The following is a 19,361-nucleotide window of genomic DNA, read 5'->3' as shown; positions in this document are numbered from 1 at the left end:
AACCTTACTATATAGGCAACTTAAACGGAACGTAGTTTTCCACTCAAAATAATATAAAGTGTATCAACAAATTGTGAATTTTCTCAGCGTCAGTCATTATAAAAATCTTAATATCTTCTGATGGGCGTAAGAATCACAAAACTATATAACTTAACTGCTACAACAAATCAGACGATATTAGAGCAACTTAATAAACTGAACATTAATAAGCTCACTAATGTTTTTTTATTCACATTATATATATAATGCTAGAATCAGCAGAGCAGACTTTACTCGCAAAAAAAAGCATTATTTTTAAATTAAAAAACTAAGAAATAGACTATTAATTTTATAATAAGCCGCCTATATACCAATAGTGTAAGCATGCGCGTATATTCTTTGCACGAATCAAACTCTAGGCTCACAAAATACATCAATATCAAACTTTTTGATAATTTTACCAATTGAGATCAGTGTACATATAATCAGAGTGGGTACAAGAAGGTTAGCAAAACAAGTTGTCGTGATAATAATCACAGACAATACTATGATTTGCTACATCTAGATTATTAACTACGCTTAAATGTCGCTTTAAAAAATAGGATATAATTCAGAGAAACATGTTAAAATTAAAAAAACACAAACCACAAACACCAAAATAGCACCAAAACTATTTTAAGTTTTTAACATTAAAATTTGTTGCAAACGGAATATATTTATATGGTTATGCATGGGTAAAACTAAACATAGTAAACTACTCATCCTGGGTTCCGGACCAGCTGGCTATACCGCCGCTGTCTATGCCGCACGTGCTAATCTAAATCCAGTATTAATTACTGGCATGGAACAAGGTGGTCAGTTAGTAACGTCTACGCTTATAGAAAACTGGCCAGGCGATACAGGAGAGCTAACAGGCGCTGCTTTGATGCAGCGTATGCGTCAACACGCAGAAAAATTTAACACAGAGATCTTATGTGATTCTATCAACCGTGTTAAGTTGCAGCAATATCCCTTTCGTTTATTTGGCGATCACAATACATATACTACTGAGGCACTAATTATTGCTACCGGTGCTTCTCCTCGTTATCTTGGCCTACCCTCTGAAGAAAACTTTAAGGGAAGAGGTGTATCTGCATGTGCTACTTGCGATGGTTTTTTCTACCGTAATCAGAAAGTTGCCGTCATTGGTGGCGGAAATACCGCAATTGAAGAAACACTATACTTATCTAATATCGCCTCTACAGTACATTTGATCCACCGAAGAAATAGTTTTCGTGCAGAAAAGATTCTAGTTAACCGCCTCATGAAAAAAGTGCAGAATAGTAATATTACACTTCATACGAATTATGAATTAGATGAAGTGTTAGGCAATCAAAGAGGTGTTACTGGTGTACGTATTCGCAATACTAGCACAAAACATACAACCCGCGAACTGACACTCGATGGTGTATTTATTGCTATTGGACGTACTCCGAACACTAGTATCTTTGACGGTCAATTAGTGCTAGAGAATGGTTATATTAAAGTAAACTTCACCCAAACTTCTATGCCTGGTGTGTTTGCTGCAGGGGATGTAATAGACCATCTCTATCGCCAAGCGATTACCTCAGCTGGTACTGGTTGTATGGCGGCTCTAGACGCCGAACGTTATTTAGCTGGCTCTGACTAGTACCATCGGAGCATTCTCTAACTAAACTTTATTTCTTCTTGGGCAACACTTTTATAATAAGTACTATACACTCCTTGACGCACTTTATGATTTTAAGAGTTATTACTGAATTTTATATAGCCAGAAGAAGCAAAAATCCTCAGAAATAACAAATTTACACCATGCTGATATAAGAAAATTGCTTCTCTACAAATGTTCTTAGCATGAACCAGTGTATCCAGTCTTATCTGTAATAGTTATAAATATAAATTATCAAGTAGTGCAACACCTATAAAAAACAGAGAAATATTTAACCATGCAAAATAAAAACCTAAACCGGCAATTATATTTTGATGTTGCACTCACTTAACAATTAATTATGATAGGCAAAAAGTATGATCTCGAGTTATTCTGCTATATCAGACTTTTGTATGTATTATCACAGCTTCTTAAATAACATAGTTAGACTGATAGACAAAATTTTCAGCGTATTATTTAATAGTTTTTAATATAATCTAAATATTAGTAATACCAAAACATTAATGCTAGTTGTATATAAATGAATATCGATTTGTTTTTTACTAATAAATTAATGATCCAAGAGTTACTAAACTTCCTAACACTTGATCCTACTGTTAATGTTTTTACATAGTCTAAAAAATTTATAAGCAACTTCGAAGAAATCAATTAGCAGCCACGAAATCAGTCCTATATTAAATATAGGAAACTCTATAGTACTTTACATAATATAAAGTATTGCATAGAACAGTTATTATGCAGAAAATAACTTTTAAGACGGTTTTAACAAGCACAAACAAGCATTTGGTAATACAGATAGTCGATCAGTATTTTGATACTGTAACTAATACTATAATTTTCTATATAAAACATGCAGATTTTTATATGACGCAAAACTCTTCAACATTAGTATTACATCTTTAATCTTCTATATTATATTCCTCAGGTTACGACAAATTAATGTACTCATAATGTATGAATGCATAATAACATTACAAATATATGAATACATCTTACTAAAGCCAGAATAGTATGTTTGACTAATTAATCAAGACTGAAAGTATACTTGCTGTATTCATGTATGCCATACACTAATCCATTTAATTACCACATTAACGAGTGAGCATGGATCATTCATATACTCTAATCTCATTTATAGTCTGTGATAATATTAAAATGATCACTATATATAATCTTATAGCCAAAATCGTTAAGGTTAAGAATGCTAAAATGATTTTTTTAATAAAACGTAAAATAGCGTTCTACTTGCTAGGCTACAGTACTACGAATAGCATAAGTACAGCTAGCATGTAGACTATTACAGGACTCAGGTTATTTAATATTAAAAATTACAAAAAATAAAAGATCTATCGCACGATCGCATTCACTACACCCTGATATTAACAATGTGCTATTTAGAATCAGCGTCCTTACCTATGACGCCTATTTTAGCGCGAATTAATATCATATAACCAACAGAATATTTACAGCACACAAGAAAACATAACAAGATAATGCGACTAAAAATCTTTTCTTGACTTTTAATATTAGATAATTACTAGCGTAATCTAGTAAATATATATATTCATTGTTAATGTTGATGCAAATCACGTAAAATAATTTACGTGATTATAAATCATGTGATAATCATGAATTTTCTATAATACTATATAATCAGTGTATAATTTACACTCACTTAAGTTAAGTGATATTTTTTAGAATATAAAAGTTATTATTTCTCTGATATGCTAGTTCATTACTAACTTTTAGCACAGCATTACCAGAGAACTAGTGTGTAATATATTATAACATATTTATAAAAGCAATATTGTCTGATCTTTGAAATCAATCGTGTCATAGTTTTTATGTCATATGCGAACCTGATCTATACAACAATACATCACAAAATTTAATATTTATTATTATAGATTTTTATATAAACACTGAATAGTTAAAAATGTTTTATTAACGATAAATACTTTTCTACCTTATCAAATAAATTTTGCATACGTTAATCACAATATACAACATATTCACTCTTACATACGTTATATTCGCGAATTATACTATTTATTACATGATGATATTGCAGAAACGTTATAATGGTTAAAACGTTCAAGTGCATACCATAAATAAAAGAACAACGTTAATGTATCTAACAATTTATTTTAGTTTTTCATAGACTTTTATAAACGTCTGCTATACTGCTTCATTTACATATACAGCATACTAGATTGTTCATTCAAGCATTGCAACGTATTTGTATTACCGCACTTAGAGTAGTATAGTAAATTATTAGTTTTTTAACTAGCTCTATGATAGCCGACGTAGTTAATAGTAAATCACCCTGAGATAATGTATTAGTGCGATATGTTTGTTTTACTTATATGACGTTTAAACCCACTATCTTTAGCGTTTAGTTTTTATAATTTAGATATCCCTAATATACGAAACAATCTTATAAAGACAAGCGTAGTATATTCCCGCCGCTCTAATCAGTTAGTAACAATTTGATATAATCATATTCTTTCTCTATTATAACCTATGATGGAAAAGTTTTTATCCTTTCTGCTACCTAATGCTAGGCCTAACTTTATAGTTATAAACTGTACGTATTTATTCATAAAGAATACATATGTTCTACAATGTAATGCAGATGATATATTCTGTGTCATGCGCTAGGACTATCAGGACTATCATTATGGTCCGCTTATTACAAATGATATAATTAGCTTATTCTAAGGTAATCACTCCTCATAAAAAAAGATTAGTGAAGATCATCGACAGTCTAATAAAGTAATGCTGTTCTATTAAGAATCATTAAATATAAACTTTATAAAAATGGACTGAAAAAGTAGAAGAGCCGCTCACATAATCGGTGCCAAAATGGTCGATTTTTCCACTCCTTAGCACTCAGCAACGTTGCATGCGCAATATAGTCTTTTTGCACGCAGGCTAGATCGCTACCAAACTCATTATCATCAATCACCAATGTAATTTCAAAATTTAACCAAAGACTTCGCATATCAAGGTTCACAGTACCGATCAAGCTCAGTTGACCATCTACCAAAACACTCTTAGTATGTAAGAGTCCACCGGTAAACTGGTAAACGTTCACCCCAGCTTCAAATAACTCAGAAAAAAATGCCCGACTAGCCCAGCGTACCATCATAGAATCATTATCACGTGGCACGATAATACTTACCGCTACCCCCCGTAAAGCTGCGGTGCAGATAGCGTGCAATAAATCATCACTTGGTACAAAATATGGCGTAGTCATAACAAGCTGCTCACGAGCTGAATATACAGCCGTTAGTAGTGCTTGATGGATTAACTCTTCCGGAAAGCCAGGTCCAGAGGCAATAACTTGAATAGTGTGGCCATTTTCTTGTTCGCAAGGCATGATGTTAACATCTGGCGGTGGCAGAAAAATACGTTTTCCTGTTTCAATTTCCCAATCACAAGCATACACGATACCCAGAGTAGTAGCGACCGGACCTTCCATACGTGCCATTAAGTCAATCCATTGACCTACTCCAGCATCCTGTTTAAAGTAATGTGGATCAACCATATTCATGCTGCCCGTATAAGCAATATAGTTATCAATAAGTATCACTTTACGATGCTGGCGTAAATCCATACGGCGCAGAAAAACGCGTAATAAATTAACCTTCAGCGCTTCAACTACTTTGATTCCGGCGCGCTGCATCATGTTAGGATAAGGACTACGGAAAAACTGTAAGCTGCCAGCAGAGTCGAGCATTAAACGGCACTGTACACCACGGTTTGCTGCAGAGATTAGCGATTCAGCTACCTGATCCACTAGACCACCAGGCAACCAAATATAAAAAACTATATTAATATTATTTCGAGCTAAGCTAATATCACAAATTAGTGTTTTTAGTGTTTCAGTTGTAGTTGTAAATAATTTCATCTGATTACCTTTAACACCATTAATGCCTTGTCGGCGATCGCAGAGTTGAAATAAAGGTTTAGCGACTAAACTATACTTTGTCGCAAAGATTCTCCGACTTTTCTTAAGTTTATGCAACCTATTAGCGGTAGAAGGCCACATTGCTTTAGCTCGTTCAGCGCGACGACTACCCAAATGTAATTCACCAAATGATAAATATGCAATAATACCAACAAGCGGCAGAATATAAATTACTAATAACCAAGCCATTGACGAAGGTACTGCACGGCGTTTCATTACAATACGCAACGTTACCCCTGCAATAAGCAGCCAGTAACCGAATACGATCAGCCAATTAATAACAATATAAAATGTTTGCATAAGACTGAAACCCCGTTTACCCGTCATACACAACATGTGTACGCATAAAGTACAAAATGAAAAACTTTTCTCAGCATTGATGCTGTGCAAATATAATGACATTAAGGCAAGCAAAATTGTAGATTTTATATAACTAGAGCAACCTTTTCATTAAGACTATTTAGAAAAATGTGAGGTATGATTAGAGGAAACGGTAGGCGATTTTCACGGACAAGATATGTCGATTAAAAAGATAATAAAATATCTTTAAATTATCACAGCTACAGCATGTAAGTTGGAGGACGCTAGATACAACATATTTCTACGAGGCAGATATATTTAGTCTACTGTGTATAACAATCCACCACGTGCACTGCTTTACAATAAGTACTAAATGTTTTCATCTAAATTGAGTAAGATTCTCTTCTTACACTCCTATAGTTACTTCAATAAGAATATTAACTTCTATATTTAAAATAAAATAACTCAACTAACTATCAATACAGATAATACTGATAAATAAGTTTTAATAATGTTTTATTATAACGAGCACAAGCTTAGAAAATTATGTGATCCTTCATCTGAGAGTCACTTAGAAACTTTAGCAGTTGATACATAGATTACAATGTAATATCAATTCATACTGATATCCTAGATTTTTATATCTCTTAAAGTGTCTGCTTCTTATAGAATAGCATAACTAACCTCTAATAAATTACATACTATATAAAAAATATAACATGCTCTGGTCAGAGATCTGAGAATGCTAGCAAGTTATTTTAGTAACAGGAAAGGTGCGCTTACTGCATCTTGTAAAGCGCAAAGTTAAAATAGTTGGTTAGATAACTAACTAACTCATGAATGTAACAAGTACTAACTCTTAGATGTCATTTTATAAACAACAGCAGGAATCCACACGTACTAAAACTTCTGATTTTCTCCACCGTTAATCAAAGTTATATAATATAGCCAAGTCTGATGAAGTAACGATGTTAACATTGAGATAGGTGATTAATAAAGTAAGTAATAATAACTGTAATTTACAGTGTCATTAACTAGTAAGCTAAGCAATATTAATATCATTAGATTCAGCAAAATTCCAAAAATACTTCAACACATCAGAATATTTGAAATGCAAAATTTGTATGTAGTCTTTTACGACAAATCAATAATCTTCTACATCCATCGAAAAATCTGTAAGTACAGTATGAATATTACCTCATATAAAATATAGACTGATAAATAATCGTTGCGATCTATGCTATTTACTTACAGTTGTATACCTGAACTTCTAGTAACAAGTATGAAGCATATATAATAATTTTACTCAATTTCAGAGAAAGATCTCTGATACATGTTATGTTTTACAATACCAATGATAGTAAAGTGCAGTAGAATTATTGTAAATTTTTTTAATATATGATTTTTATCATCACTATATTCAATATATGTGCAGACTTTAGGTTAATAATAAAATAAAATCATCTAGTCTCTCGTAATGACTATAAAATCATAACTTAAACTAGGAAGCAGTAATGATCTGTTTCTTCATTGCATAATCCGCTTATTTATAATAAATAATTTAGGTGTTAGTATTAATTACATTATATTTACACATCATTGTAATAGATATATTATTTAGTTCATATGTCTATAAGTTATAAAATAAAAATTTTACTATTTAACTCTTTTCTATAACAGAGCTAGTCATACACAAAACTTTATCTATCGTTGGAGCAGCCATATAATCAAATTAATTTAGCTGGCACATTACCCCAACTTTCTGTTTTATTGTTATATGTGGCACAATAATACCTACTATTTTATTATACAGTATAATTCTAAATATACTAAATAGTGTTTTATTAAAACTTTTACAATAAAGTTTTCATTCATACCTAGTAAGATACATCGGATATCAATTATCCATTAACTAACGCAATAGAAGTTAGTATTTTGTAAGCAATCACTCGCAAAACTATTCATACGGCCACAGCCTACTACACCACACTCACATGGTTCTTTTGAACTTCTATGTTGAGATTTTAGTTGACTATCATGGATATACTTAATGAGATACCGAAGCAAAGAAAACCCATGAAAGGAAGCGCTGCAACAATCATGTTAAAGTATAGTACTTAAAATATAATAATATCGCTATTATGTTATAATTGTTTTATATTATAACCTTTTTAATAAAAACGATTTAGGATTTTTTCTTCTAAAGAAATGTTAAATAGTTTATTCTTAAAAAGAAAACTTACCACTAAAAATTAATCATTTTATAGTGAATAAAATATTCTTAATTATTTATATTATAAAATAAAATAATATAGTAAATTTTAAAAATATACGTTAATGCATCACTAATGTAATTAAAAAACGCTAATATATATAACTTATAGTGTTACGTGTATAATAACTAGATAACTTAGCACTTTATTAGCCTTCAGATAAAGTCAGAAAATATTTATGATTGACTGCCGAGAGATTAGGTGCAATATATTTATTGATCATCTATTACAACATGAATACTATATCTCTACTTCATTCTTATTATAATAGACATATTGATATCCAATGCATAATAGAATTTACTGAATTAGTAAACAGATTATATAAGATAACATTATTTAGTTGCAATAATTACCGACTTTCCAATATCAAGAGCACACTAAGTTGCAATGCAGAAAGAGTAAGCATCTGAATTAATTAGAAGACCTATAATATTGTAAGCTACATTACACTGCATTATTCTTTATATTCGAATGTTTTAAGCTATCAGTAAGATTTTTTATGACTATAGATTAGTATTAGTTGCTAGGCTTTATTTTAGGTTAAGATTACAGCAAGATCTTTGCTATTAAAAATATATATTAACCATTTTCTTATGTTTATGTTTTCACCTTTATAACTATGCGATTACTAAAAATAAGGCACTGTTTTGACATCGCTTAACTCAGTATCAGATACAGCAAGAGCAAACTAGGTGCTCGCAGAAAAAATATTAATAAGAACGTTTTATTAAAATGACCGCATTAAATATGATGCTTTATACAAAGCGTTATCAATACTGTAATTATAAAACATAAGGAAAATCGAAAATAATAACTTATCTTGGACAATACTACAAAAAGCTTAGATATTATATTTATACTTAGAAAAATCATTCTAGACTCTACTCATATACACTAATCTTCCAGCCTTGCGCTAACTATCACTGTCAGCTACACCAGTTCTGGTTTTCATTAAAGTTAATACAATAATACTCAAACGTGTAATTTTTTAAAAATTATTTTCATAAAAACACTGTATATTTTTACTTAAAAGAAATCATTCTAAAAGTTTAGCTCTACAGATAATCATCAGAACCAAGTTAAGCTTAACTGATTGAATCAATCACGATTCCAGAACTGCTAACAGATAAAAGAGACCCTGACGTCGAATTTACTGTATTATCAATAAGATTACTGTAATGATTCAGACTACTAGCATACTAGAGAGATTTGACGATCGAGCTGATTTAAGGCTCATTAAAGAATAATTGACTATTGAACTAATCTGTGAATTCAGTAGTTTTAATGTAAAAAACAGCTATCTTCCAGCTTTATTGGCTATAAAGCGTTTATTAGATTTAGTACGTTTCAAACACTGAAATGAAATGTTCATACTATTAACACAATATAAATCGTTCTGCATAAACATTAACAAGACTATTATGCCAACGTTAAATATCAAACTAAAATGCATGAAAGATCATCGTTGACCACGTCAATATCATAAATGTTATATGATTAATGTACAGCTAATAAATTTTTAAAAAAATCTAATGCATAATCAGTGCGGTTCCGCTTCATTATTACCTTAGAGTATTGTATAGATTAGCTGAGTATAGCGAATTTTATTTATCGTCCGTCAATATTAATACTTTTATGAAATCAAAACAATACAAAACAGATAAACATATATCTTATGTTGCTTGTATCAACTTTACTTGTCATCCTTTACATTAATTTAGTCTTTAGTCGATCCGTACGCCCAAGAAAATCGTATGCGTAATATAGTTTACCAATAATCATGATGATCTTACCAAGATCACTTGATCATCTAACACAATTCAGTACCGCCCATCATTATATCTTTGCTATTGCTAATAAAATCTCAGTAATAAAATTATATCAATCACTTCTATATGCATCGTGTACACTACTATATTACAACTATTTTATTGTCTTGACAATATAGCTACTAAATCTATATACACTGCTACTGGGCACTTCTTATTAGCTTACCATCCTGCGTCTATAGCTGAAAAATTTCACTAACTAGTTGGTGAGGACGTTTAAAACATCAGCATCTAACTGAATTTATAATCTTCACTGTGTTAAAAATTAACCATTAATATTAACCTTCTAAAGTGATAATTCCAAATATGCAAGCCTGCCTTATCATTAAACTTGTAAGCACTTATTGATTAATGGTGTGCATATATACAAGGCATAACACTCTGAACAGATACCGATAACCACAATAATATCTTATTCATGTAATACCAAACAGTTAGTTTAGGAATTTCTCATAATAACCCCCAAAAAGAAGACTGAACATATAATTCGTTATTACCTTACTTTTTATTATAGAGAAAAACGTGCATACATCTTTTACTATGTAAAATATCTTATAATTTTCGACAGTATATCAGACACCACTCACGATAATATAATCGTGTCTGTTTTTATGTGTCACTTTATTCGATAAAACAAATACTGCTATTACTTATCACAAAATGTGAGTGTAGATTGTCTAACAATAACCATAATAGTAGTGCTACGTCTCAACCGTAATATCGTAGTGATTACTTCCTTATAGTGATTTTATGAGATGGTTACCGATAGAATTGGTAACTATGAAAATCCGTGAACAGATATAATATTTTATTATCATATGATACCTAAAAAACCAACCACCGATCATTAAATGTATGATGTATATGATAGAGAAATCATCTTATATGTAAGGACTATGCAGTATCATTGATAATGATTGAATATATCATGCCTATAGGCGATCACTAAAACAACGCATCTCTCCAAACTATATTAGTTTGTTTATTACACTGAATACATAACACACGTACATGCAAGATAATTAGCTTTTACCAACCAACATAACTGCTTAAGAATGATCTGACTGCATCAATTAAACTCTTTATTCTTTTAGGTAATTAGTTTTATGGTGCTCACTGACAGGGGTCGTATGAAACTCAAACTTACTGACTTTTATTTTTATTTTAGATTGTAAGTTAATTGATACTATTTCATATCTGTAGATTCTATCTTAACAGACCTGTGCAATGTAGTACTTAGTATACTATCATAGTAGTATCATTCTTAAGAAGCATTTGTTTGCATTATTTAATGTTATTATTAACATTAGAACGTTTCTGAATGTTTTATGAAAAACACTGACTTCATTTTTACTTGTCACTCAGACTAAATTAATTAGCGCGTAACTACAATAATACAAACATCGTATAGCGTATGGCATACGCCATCTGCAGGTGCTAAAAATAAAAACTTACTACGAAACATAAGGTTAATAAATATCGCTACCTACAACTTATACAGACCATTTAACTACATAAGATATACATATATTCCAATGTATAAAACTAAAAGATCAAACTCAATACTAAATATACAATACTTAAGAAAAAGGTATTACAATTTTAATCATCGATATCAGTAAAACGACTTAGAAATTATAACTAACCTCCGTGAATTCATATAACTCTGAATAGCTGACTAAATTGATCAATCCAGATGATTGCTTACATCATTTCTTCTATTTACGTATAGTGAAATTATTGTTGAAGAACTGTTAAATAAATTAAATAAAATACACAAACGTCAGTTTTGTTAAAAATACAGTAGATGAATATCTTAATAGGATGATCTCTATAAAACTATACATGATAAGGTAAAAAATTACATAAAGAAAAAGATGTACATCGTATCATCGTCTGTTTAAAAAAAGCTTAGTAGGTACTAAGCGATTGGTAGACATAGCGGATATAAAGTGCCACTTATAATGGCTATAAAGATAAATAAGTAAGACAGCACAAGCATTAAGAAGATGACTAAAATAATACACTAAGTTAACCCACTAGATTCAGTCATATTAGGGGTTTATAAATTATCTTTTAATGTAGCGTACATTAATCTCAATTGTACTGATTGCCGAGGTATTAAAAAATAAATTACTATAAAGTATTTGTGTTTATAGCGATACAGTGTAACCTATTAATATTAACTAGCATATCACATATAGCCATGGTTGCTTATTGATTTTTAGAAAAACAAAATAATCTTATCAATAAGATTGAAGCACTATGACAGTATTATAGATTTTAACGTTAAAACACCATATACACATACTACGCATAACGTATTCTAGGAATTTTGTCTATCCGCGTCTAAACTGATAAAATATTGTCGATTATTTGTTTAAATCGCCTGTGATCACTAAGTATGATAATCAGGTATAGTCTTAGTTAGATAATTTATAGATATGAGTTAGTTACTAATATTTAACAATAGTGCATTCAAAAAACTAGTCTGCTTATTATATATCAACATGACTACCGATGCCTTATTGCTGAAATAAACACACAGAGCATCTTTATAAAAATAAAGAGGCGTTGCTTATATATTTCGTATCAAACCATACTAGTAAATTGTGAAGCAGCCTAGTCTATAAAAAGGTTATGCTATGAAGCAGTTACTATAGATAGAGGTAAATAATAATGATAACTTCTCTCCTAGATATGCATAATCTAGCAATATAAATTAGTAAAATCTTTATACCTGATAGATTCTATTACAAATAGATATCATAGTCAACACTATATATCGCAGAGAAATACTTGTCACAAACAATTTTCAGGTATCATGGTAAAAATAAATTAGTCAGTTAATAAAAAGTATTATTCACCTGTAATTCTACAATTATATCATTTTACTCAGACATGGCAAGAAATATTCAATTTCGGTAATATGCTAATTATAATATAATTATGGCTATCTGAAGACTAAAAACTGCATTAATAACACAGTGCTACTGTTATATCTAAGCGCTGGGATTTCTGTTTATTACTATCGTCTATAAATAATTTATGATACTGTTGTAAAAGTAACCGATCCACTAATAGCAATGGAATTGAGTCTGTTTAGCTATAAACATAGATCAGATTTTAATACATGATAAGAAATTGCTATATTACGTACTCTATCCGGCATGATATTATAATGAGTACCGACGCATATGCTATCTCCTAATAATAGAAAACCGTGACGTTATAACTTAAAACTTCATATCCGTGTCTCGCTACATTAGCTATATATTCAAGTCGCACTACTAAAAATAATAAGCTTACTAATATTAAAAGTATATTCTAGAATCTGCTCTTATAGCCTAGTGTGATCCTTCTAGAACGTGTTACTATTTATCTCTGTGATTGATCGCTGCTCTCTAGATAACCAACTACGACATTTATTATTTTATGATTAACTCTTAATACATTAATCTTATTTTTAATAATATTGTATATTTAATCAAGTAAAGATAAAAAGTGCATATACTATCTTAAGCAGCTACAAGTATTATAAAATACATTTATGTATTTTATACAATAAACATTATACTCTTTCTAATAAGAAAGAGTAATTATTACTATAATTTATAATACAATTATTAATGTTACATATTAATAGTTATTATTTATAGTAATCAAGCTACATTAGTATACAAAATATTTTTATAAAATAAATTAAAAAAACAATCAATCTTTTACAATATTTTCACGTAAGCAGGCTCCTCATTTTATTAAAATTAAAGGTAAAAACCTGAAATTAACATTGAATATTCTCATGGCTCACTCTGTAAGGCCCCCTTTTTTACTTGATTTTTCAACTTCTGACCCGGACGAAAGGTGACCACGCGGCGGGCCTTAATCGGAATATCTACACCAGTCTTAGGATTGCGCCCAGGACGTTGATTTTTATTACGCAAATCAAAGTTACCAAAACCTGATAGTTTTACTTGTTCGCCATTTTCAAGAGCCTGACGCATCTCTTCAAAAAAGAGTTCAACTAACTTTTTAGCATCCCGTTTGCTCAGGCTAAGCTTTTTAAACAAGTATTCTGACATTTTAGCTTTAGTAAGCGCCATAAGTTCAATCCCTCAAGGATGCTTGAAATCGCTGTCTTAAAGACTCTACACACTTTGCAATGGTAGCCGCTATCTCAGCTTCTTTTAATGTACCGGCTGTGTCCTGCAATATTAGATGTATAGCTAACCCCTTATAACCCTTTGCTATACCTCTCCCACAATATACATCAAATAAGTTTACGCCAATTATCTGATTGATGCTAACCTTTTTACATTCTGCTAAAATATCGTCTACAGCAACATTTTCAGGTACAACTATAGAAATATCCCGATGGTTTTCCGGAAAACGAGAAATCTCTTTTACCTGAGGTAAAATAGCGCTTGCTATCTTCGCCCATTGCAGCTCGAAGACCACAGTGCGACCATTAAGATCTAATTTTCGACCTAGTTCTGGATGAATCACGCCTATACAACCTATTCGTGTGCCGTGTAAATAAATTGCAGCCCTTTGCCCTGGATGTAGCGCTGCATTAGCTTCCTCGCGAAACTGTACGCCTGACACATTACCAGTCAATTCAAGAATAGATTCCACTTCCCCTTTTAAATCATAGAAATCAACTGGCTGACTTACCAAGTCCCAGTGTTTATCATAGGTATGGCCAGTCGTTATACCAGCAAGCATAATATCCTGACGAATACCTAGATGTGCTGTAACATCAGGTTTAAAACATAGGCCGCTTTCAAACAGGCGCAGACGTGTTTGCTGCCGATTCTGATTATATACTACTGAAGATACAAGGCCTGTGTATAATGACAATCGCATTACTGACATATCAACTGAAATAGGATGTGGTAGAATCAATGTTTCTTGATCCGGGTGCAATAATGTTTGTACTTTAGGATCAACAAAGCTATAAGTAATCGCTTCGTAAAAACCGTGATCTACTAGCAGCGTCTTTACGCGCTCTAATTTTAAATCAGCCTCACAGTGTTGAAGCATCACAAGATCAGCGTGCACCGGTACTTTAGGAACATTATTATAACCATAAATACGTGCTACTTCTTCTATTAGATCCTCTTCAATTTTTATATCAAAACGCCAGCTAGGCGCATTTACTAACCAGCTATCGCCTTGCTCAATAACCTGACAACCTAGACGAGAAAGAATATCACTCACCTGTTTGCTTGGCACAATATATCCAAGCAAGCGATTTAGTTTCTTACGACGTAATTGAATAGTCGTGCGTTTCGGTAATGTTATTATGTTAGTAACATCGATCACAGGACCCGCCTGACCACCACAAATCTCTATCAAAAGACAGGTGGCGCGCTCCATAGCTTGATATTGCAGCTCAGGATCTACGCCACGCTCGTAACGAAAAGAGGCATCGGTCTGCAAACCGTATCGACGTGCACGACCGATGATCGCAGTCGGTCTGAAGAACGCACACTCTAATAGCACATCCTGAGTTTTATTGTTTATTCTAGAAAACTCACCACCAAAAATACCGGCTATCGCCAATACTTTATCATGATCAGCGATTACTAAGGTATCAGTATTTAATTGAGTTTTCTTACCATTTAGCAACGTCAAAGTTTCTCCTTCTGTAGCCATGCGGACAACAATACCACCTTTTATTCGTTTTAGATCGAAGGCATGCATTGGTTGACCAAGTTCTAGTAATACATAATTCATCACATCGACTACTGTATTAATAGAAGCAATAGAACTACGACGGAGTTTTTCACGCATCCATAATGGCGTAATAGTTTTAATACTAATTCCCTGTATAACACGACCAAGATAACGTGGACATCCGTGTGACGCGTCAACACGAATAGGAAGCGTAGTATTAATAGTAGCAATAACCGGACTTATTTTTGGAACAGCAAATGTCATTTTATTAAGCGCGCTTATATCACGTGCGATACCAATAATAGCTAAGCAATCGGCACGATTAGGCGTCACATTCATTTCAATTATATTATCATATAGTTGCAGATAGTCACGGATATCAGTACCAATTGGGGCATCTTGTGATAATTCAATAATACCGTTATGGGCGTTTAAAATACCCAGTTCAGTAAATGAACACAACATACCTTGAGAAAGTTCGCCTCGCAACTTGATCGCCTTGATTTTAAAATTACCTGGTAATATCGCACCTACAGTAGCTACTGCTACTCTAAGGCCAGAACGACAGTTTTTTGCGCCACACACTATGTCTAACAAGTGATCTCCGCCAATATTAACTTTTGTCATACGTAATTTATCAGCGTTGCGATGCTGCATACATTTGACTATTTCACCTATTTTTACACCGCAAAAGACACCAGAAACTGACTTTACCTTAGCTACTTCTAAGCCAGCCATAGTGAGCTGATTACATAATGCTTCGACGCTGATTTTAGGGTTTATCCACTCTCGCAACCAGCGTTCACTAAACTTCATGTGATACTCCTGTCTTACTTAAACTGTTTAAGAAAACGTACATCGTTTTCGAAAAATGCCCGCAAATCAGTAACACTGTAACGTAACATAGTAAGACGCTCTACACCCATTCCAAAGGCAAATCCAGAGTGAATCTCTGGATTAATGCCGACATTTTTTAGAACGTTTGGATGAACCATGCCACAACCTAGCACTTCTAACCACTTTCCATTTTTATCTGTAATCTCAATTTCTGCAGATGGTTTTGTAAATGGGAAGTAAGACGGACGGAAACGCACCTGTAACTCTTTTTCAAAAAACTTGTTCAAAAAATCATGTAACATACCTTTTAAGTTCGCAAGATTAATATCTTTATCAACAATTAACCCCTCTATTTGATGAAACATGGGGGTATGAATCTGATCATAATCTTTACGATATACACGCCCCGAGGCAATCATACGAATTGGAGGTGGTTGGTTTTTCATCGTTCGAACTTGTACACCAGAGGTTTGAGTACGCAACAGGCGCGTATCATCAAACCAAAATGTATCGTAATCAGCACGTGCTGGGTGATACCAAGGAATATTTAATGCATCAAAGTTATGATAGTTATCTTCAATTTCTGGTCCAGTAGCTGTAGAAAATCCTAATTCAGCAAAAAAAGTTTCAATGCGATTAATGGTACGAGTTACTGGATGCAACCCACCATTTTCCATACGACGACCTGGTAGAGATACATCAATAGTTCCAGAAACTAAACACTCGTTTAGTGTTGCAGTTTCCAGTATATTTTGACGTGCTTTCAATGCATTTTGTACATCTCGTTTTGCCTGATAGACAATCGCACTAGCTTCTGGACGCTTTTCTGCCGGCATATCACGCAGAGACTTAATTTTTAAGGTAAAATTACCATTTTTACCTAGGTAATGCACACGTACTACATCCAAGGTCATCACATCTTGGGCGGCTTCTATCGCTGCTTTAGCATTGGCAACCCACTCTGCAATATATAGCATTACTCTCTTCTTCCTTCATCTAATACAACGCTAAGTAATTATTATATAACATACAACACGTCAACGGCTTAACCGTATGAACTGTCAATTATAGTTATTAGACCTACTTACGACATATTATTAGTTAAGATCTAATGTTAATAAACCAATATACCTCAAGACAATACTTACCTAATTACTAATAACTGTCTAGAAGGTGAATTGAGTGACTATATGTAGTAATCATGCTACGTCTTGATCACTAACAAAACTCGCGCCCTAAAAAAAACCTCCACAGAAGGAGGTTTGTAGTTTACTTGTTAAATCTTTTACTCAAACAATATCTCCTAAAATAAAACGATAAAAATCGAATTTATACATATAATTAGGTGATTTGGTTAGCTTTATGTACTAAATTCATCAGTATTAGTTATAAACTTCAGCATTTCAACTATACACTTCATTAATATTACACTGAATAAGTAGACGAGATGCTAGCACGATTCTTTGCATATGCCACGTAAAGCGCAATATGTTTTATACGTAATGCTGTTATTTATAAAAAATAAATAACATTCAATTAACTGTTTTGTTCTTTTCTTACGCTAGAGCTGCTTTCGCTCGCGCAATCAGTATACCAAACGCGACGTTGTCAAAGACTGCAAGATCAGCTAAAATCTTACGGTCTATTTCAATAGAAGCTTTTTTCAATCCGCTAATGAATTTGCTGTAAGTCAAGCTACCTTGACGAGCAGCAGCGTTAATACGTGTCACCCACAATTGACGAAATTGACGCTTGCGTTGACGACGATCGCGGTAAGCATACTGATCTGCCTTAATTACTGCCTGAAATGCAACACGATATACTCGTGAACGAGCACCGTAGTAGCCTTTTGCTTGTTTGATAATCTTCTTGTGACGTGCCCGTGCAATGACACTACGTTTTACGCGAGCCATATACTTCCCCTTTTAATCTTATTCTAATATCATGTAGTTTTTTTATGCGTATGGTAAGTATACACTAATCAACAACTTATCACTCTTCGAAACTAAGCCTTTTGAGCATAGATGACGTTTACGCTTAGTTGATTTTTTAGTAAGAATATGACGCAGGTTAGCATGCTTATGCTTAAAAAAACCACTTCCAGTCTTTTTAAAACGCTTCGATGCACTACGCATAGTTTTAATTTTTGGCATGTTTATGAAACCCACTTCGCATTATTTACAAGCAGTTAGTTAACGAAAGCCCATACAACAAAAATTCGGTGAAAGTTAACTTTATTAGCAAGTCTTATTGTTTCTTTTTTGGTGCAAGTACCATCATTATTTGACGACCTTCAATCTTGGCTGGAAAAGATTCAACAACAGCTAAATCAGTCGCTTCACATAGATCTTTACGAACACGGCTTAGCATTTCTATACCAATTTGTTGGTGCGCCATTTCACGTCCACGAAAACGCAAAGTAATTTTAACTTTATCACCATCTTTTAAAAAACGAATTAGATTACGTACTTTGACCTGATAATCACCATCATCCGTCCCAGGGCGGAACTTAATCTCCTTAACATGAATAACTTTATTCTTTTTTTTCTGCTCTTTTGTCAATTTACTCTTCTCATAAAGAAACTTACCGTAATCCATCATCCGGCATACAGGTGGCTCGGCATATGGGCTAATTTCTACTAGATCAATACTCGCCGCTTCGGCTTTTTCAAGAGCTGTATTGAAGCTAACAACGCCAAACTGCTCACCATTAACACCAGTAAGACGAACGTCTTGCGCACGAATTTCTCTATTAATACGATGAGGATGCGCTTGTTGCACTCGTTTTCCGACTTTAATAC

8 protein-coding genes are annotated in these 19,361 nt (G+C 32.6%); 1 reads left to right on the top strand and 7 read right to left on the bottom strand.

Going from position 1 to position 19,361, the window contains the following annotated elements; translation table 11 throughout:
• Positions 1-709 precede the first annotated feature (709 nt).
• Positions 710-1,648, top strand: coding sequence for a thioredoxin-disulfide reductase (gene trxB / locus GIY03_RS00575; RefSeq protein ID WP_457913787.1), 939 nt, complete (start codon positions 710-712; stop codon positions 1,646-1,648).
• Between the two features lie 2,830 nt (positions 1,649-4,478).
• On the opposite strand, the gene cls is transcribed toward trxB, so the two are convergent.
• The 7 genes from cls to infC form a co-directional block, all read right to left on the bottom strand.
• On the bottom strand, positions 4,479-5,939 hold the full coding sequence (cls, locus tag GIY03_RS00570) for a cardiolipin synthase (protein ID WP_457913956.1): 1,461 nt from the start codon (positions 5,937-5,939) through the stop codon (positions 4,479-4,481).
• A gap of 7,905 nt (positions 5,940-13,844) precedes the next feature.
• A complete protein-coding gene (gene ihfA / locus GIY03_RS00565; protein ID WP_457913786.1) occupies positions 13,845-14,147 on the bottom strand; it encodes an integration host factor subunit alpha in 303 nt (100 codons plus the stop codon).
• A gap of 4 nt (positions 14,148-14,151) precedes the next feature.
• Positions 14,152-16,539 (bottom strand): phenylalanine--tRNA ligase subunit beta, encoded by a 2,388-nt coding sequence (gene pheT, locus GIY03_RS00560; protein WP_457913785.1) that lies wholly within the window; start codon positions 16,537-16,539, stop codon positions 14,152-14,154.
• A 14-nt stretch (positions 16,540-16,553) separates the two neighbouring features.
• Complete coding sequence (gene pheS / locus GIY03_RS00555) at positions 16,554-17,537, bottom strand: phenylalanine--tRNA ligase subunit alpha (protein WP_457913784.1); 984 nt, start codon at positions 17,535-17,537, stop codon at positions 16,554-16,556.
• A gap of 579 nt (positions 17,538-18,116) precedes the next feature.
• Positions 18,117-18,473, bottom strand: coding sequence for a 50S ribosomal protein L20 (gene rplT / locus GIY03_RS00550; protein ID WP_457913783.1), 357 nt, complete (start codon positions 18,471-18,473; stop codon positions 18,117-18,119).
• Positions 18,474-18,515: 42 nt separating this feature from the next.
• Complete coding sequence (gene rpmI, locus GIY03_RS00545; protein ID WP_457913781.1) at positions 18,516-18,713, bottom strand: 50S ribosomal protein L35; 198 nt, start codon at positions 18,711-18,713, stop codon at positions 18,516-18,518.
• 94 nt (positions 18,714-18,807) lie between these two features.
• Positions 18,808-19,359: a translation initiation factor IF-3 gene (gene infC, locus GIY03_RS00540; protein ID WP_457913955.1), complete on the bottom strand. Its 552-nt coding sequence runs from the start codon at positions 19,357-19,359 to the stop codon at positions 18,808-18,810.
• Positions 19,360-19,361 lie beyond the last annotated feature (2 nt).

It is taken from the genome of Candidatus Gillettellia adelgis (assembly GCA_020541285.1).
In the GTDB taxonomy this organism is placed as follows: Bacteria; Pseudomonadota; Gammaproteobacteria; order Enterobacterales; family Enterobacteriaceae; genus Gillettellia; species Gillettellia adelgis.
Note: the sequence above shows the minus strand (reverse complement) of the source record. Positions and strands in the feature narration are given on the sequence as shown.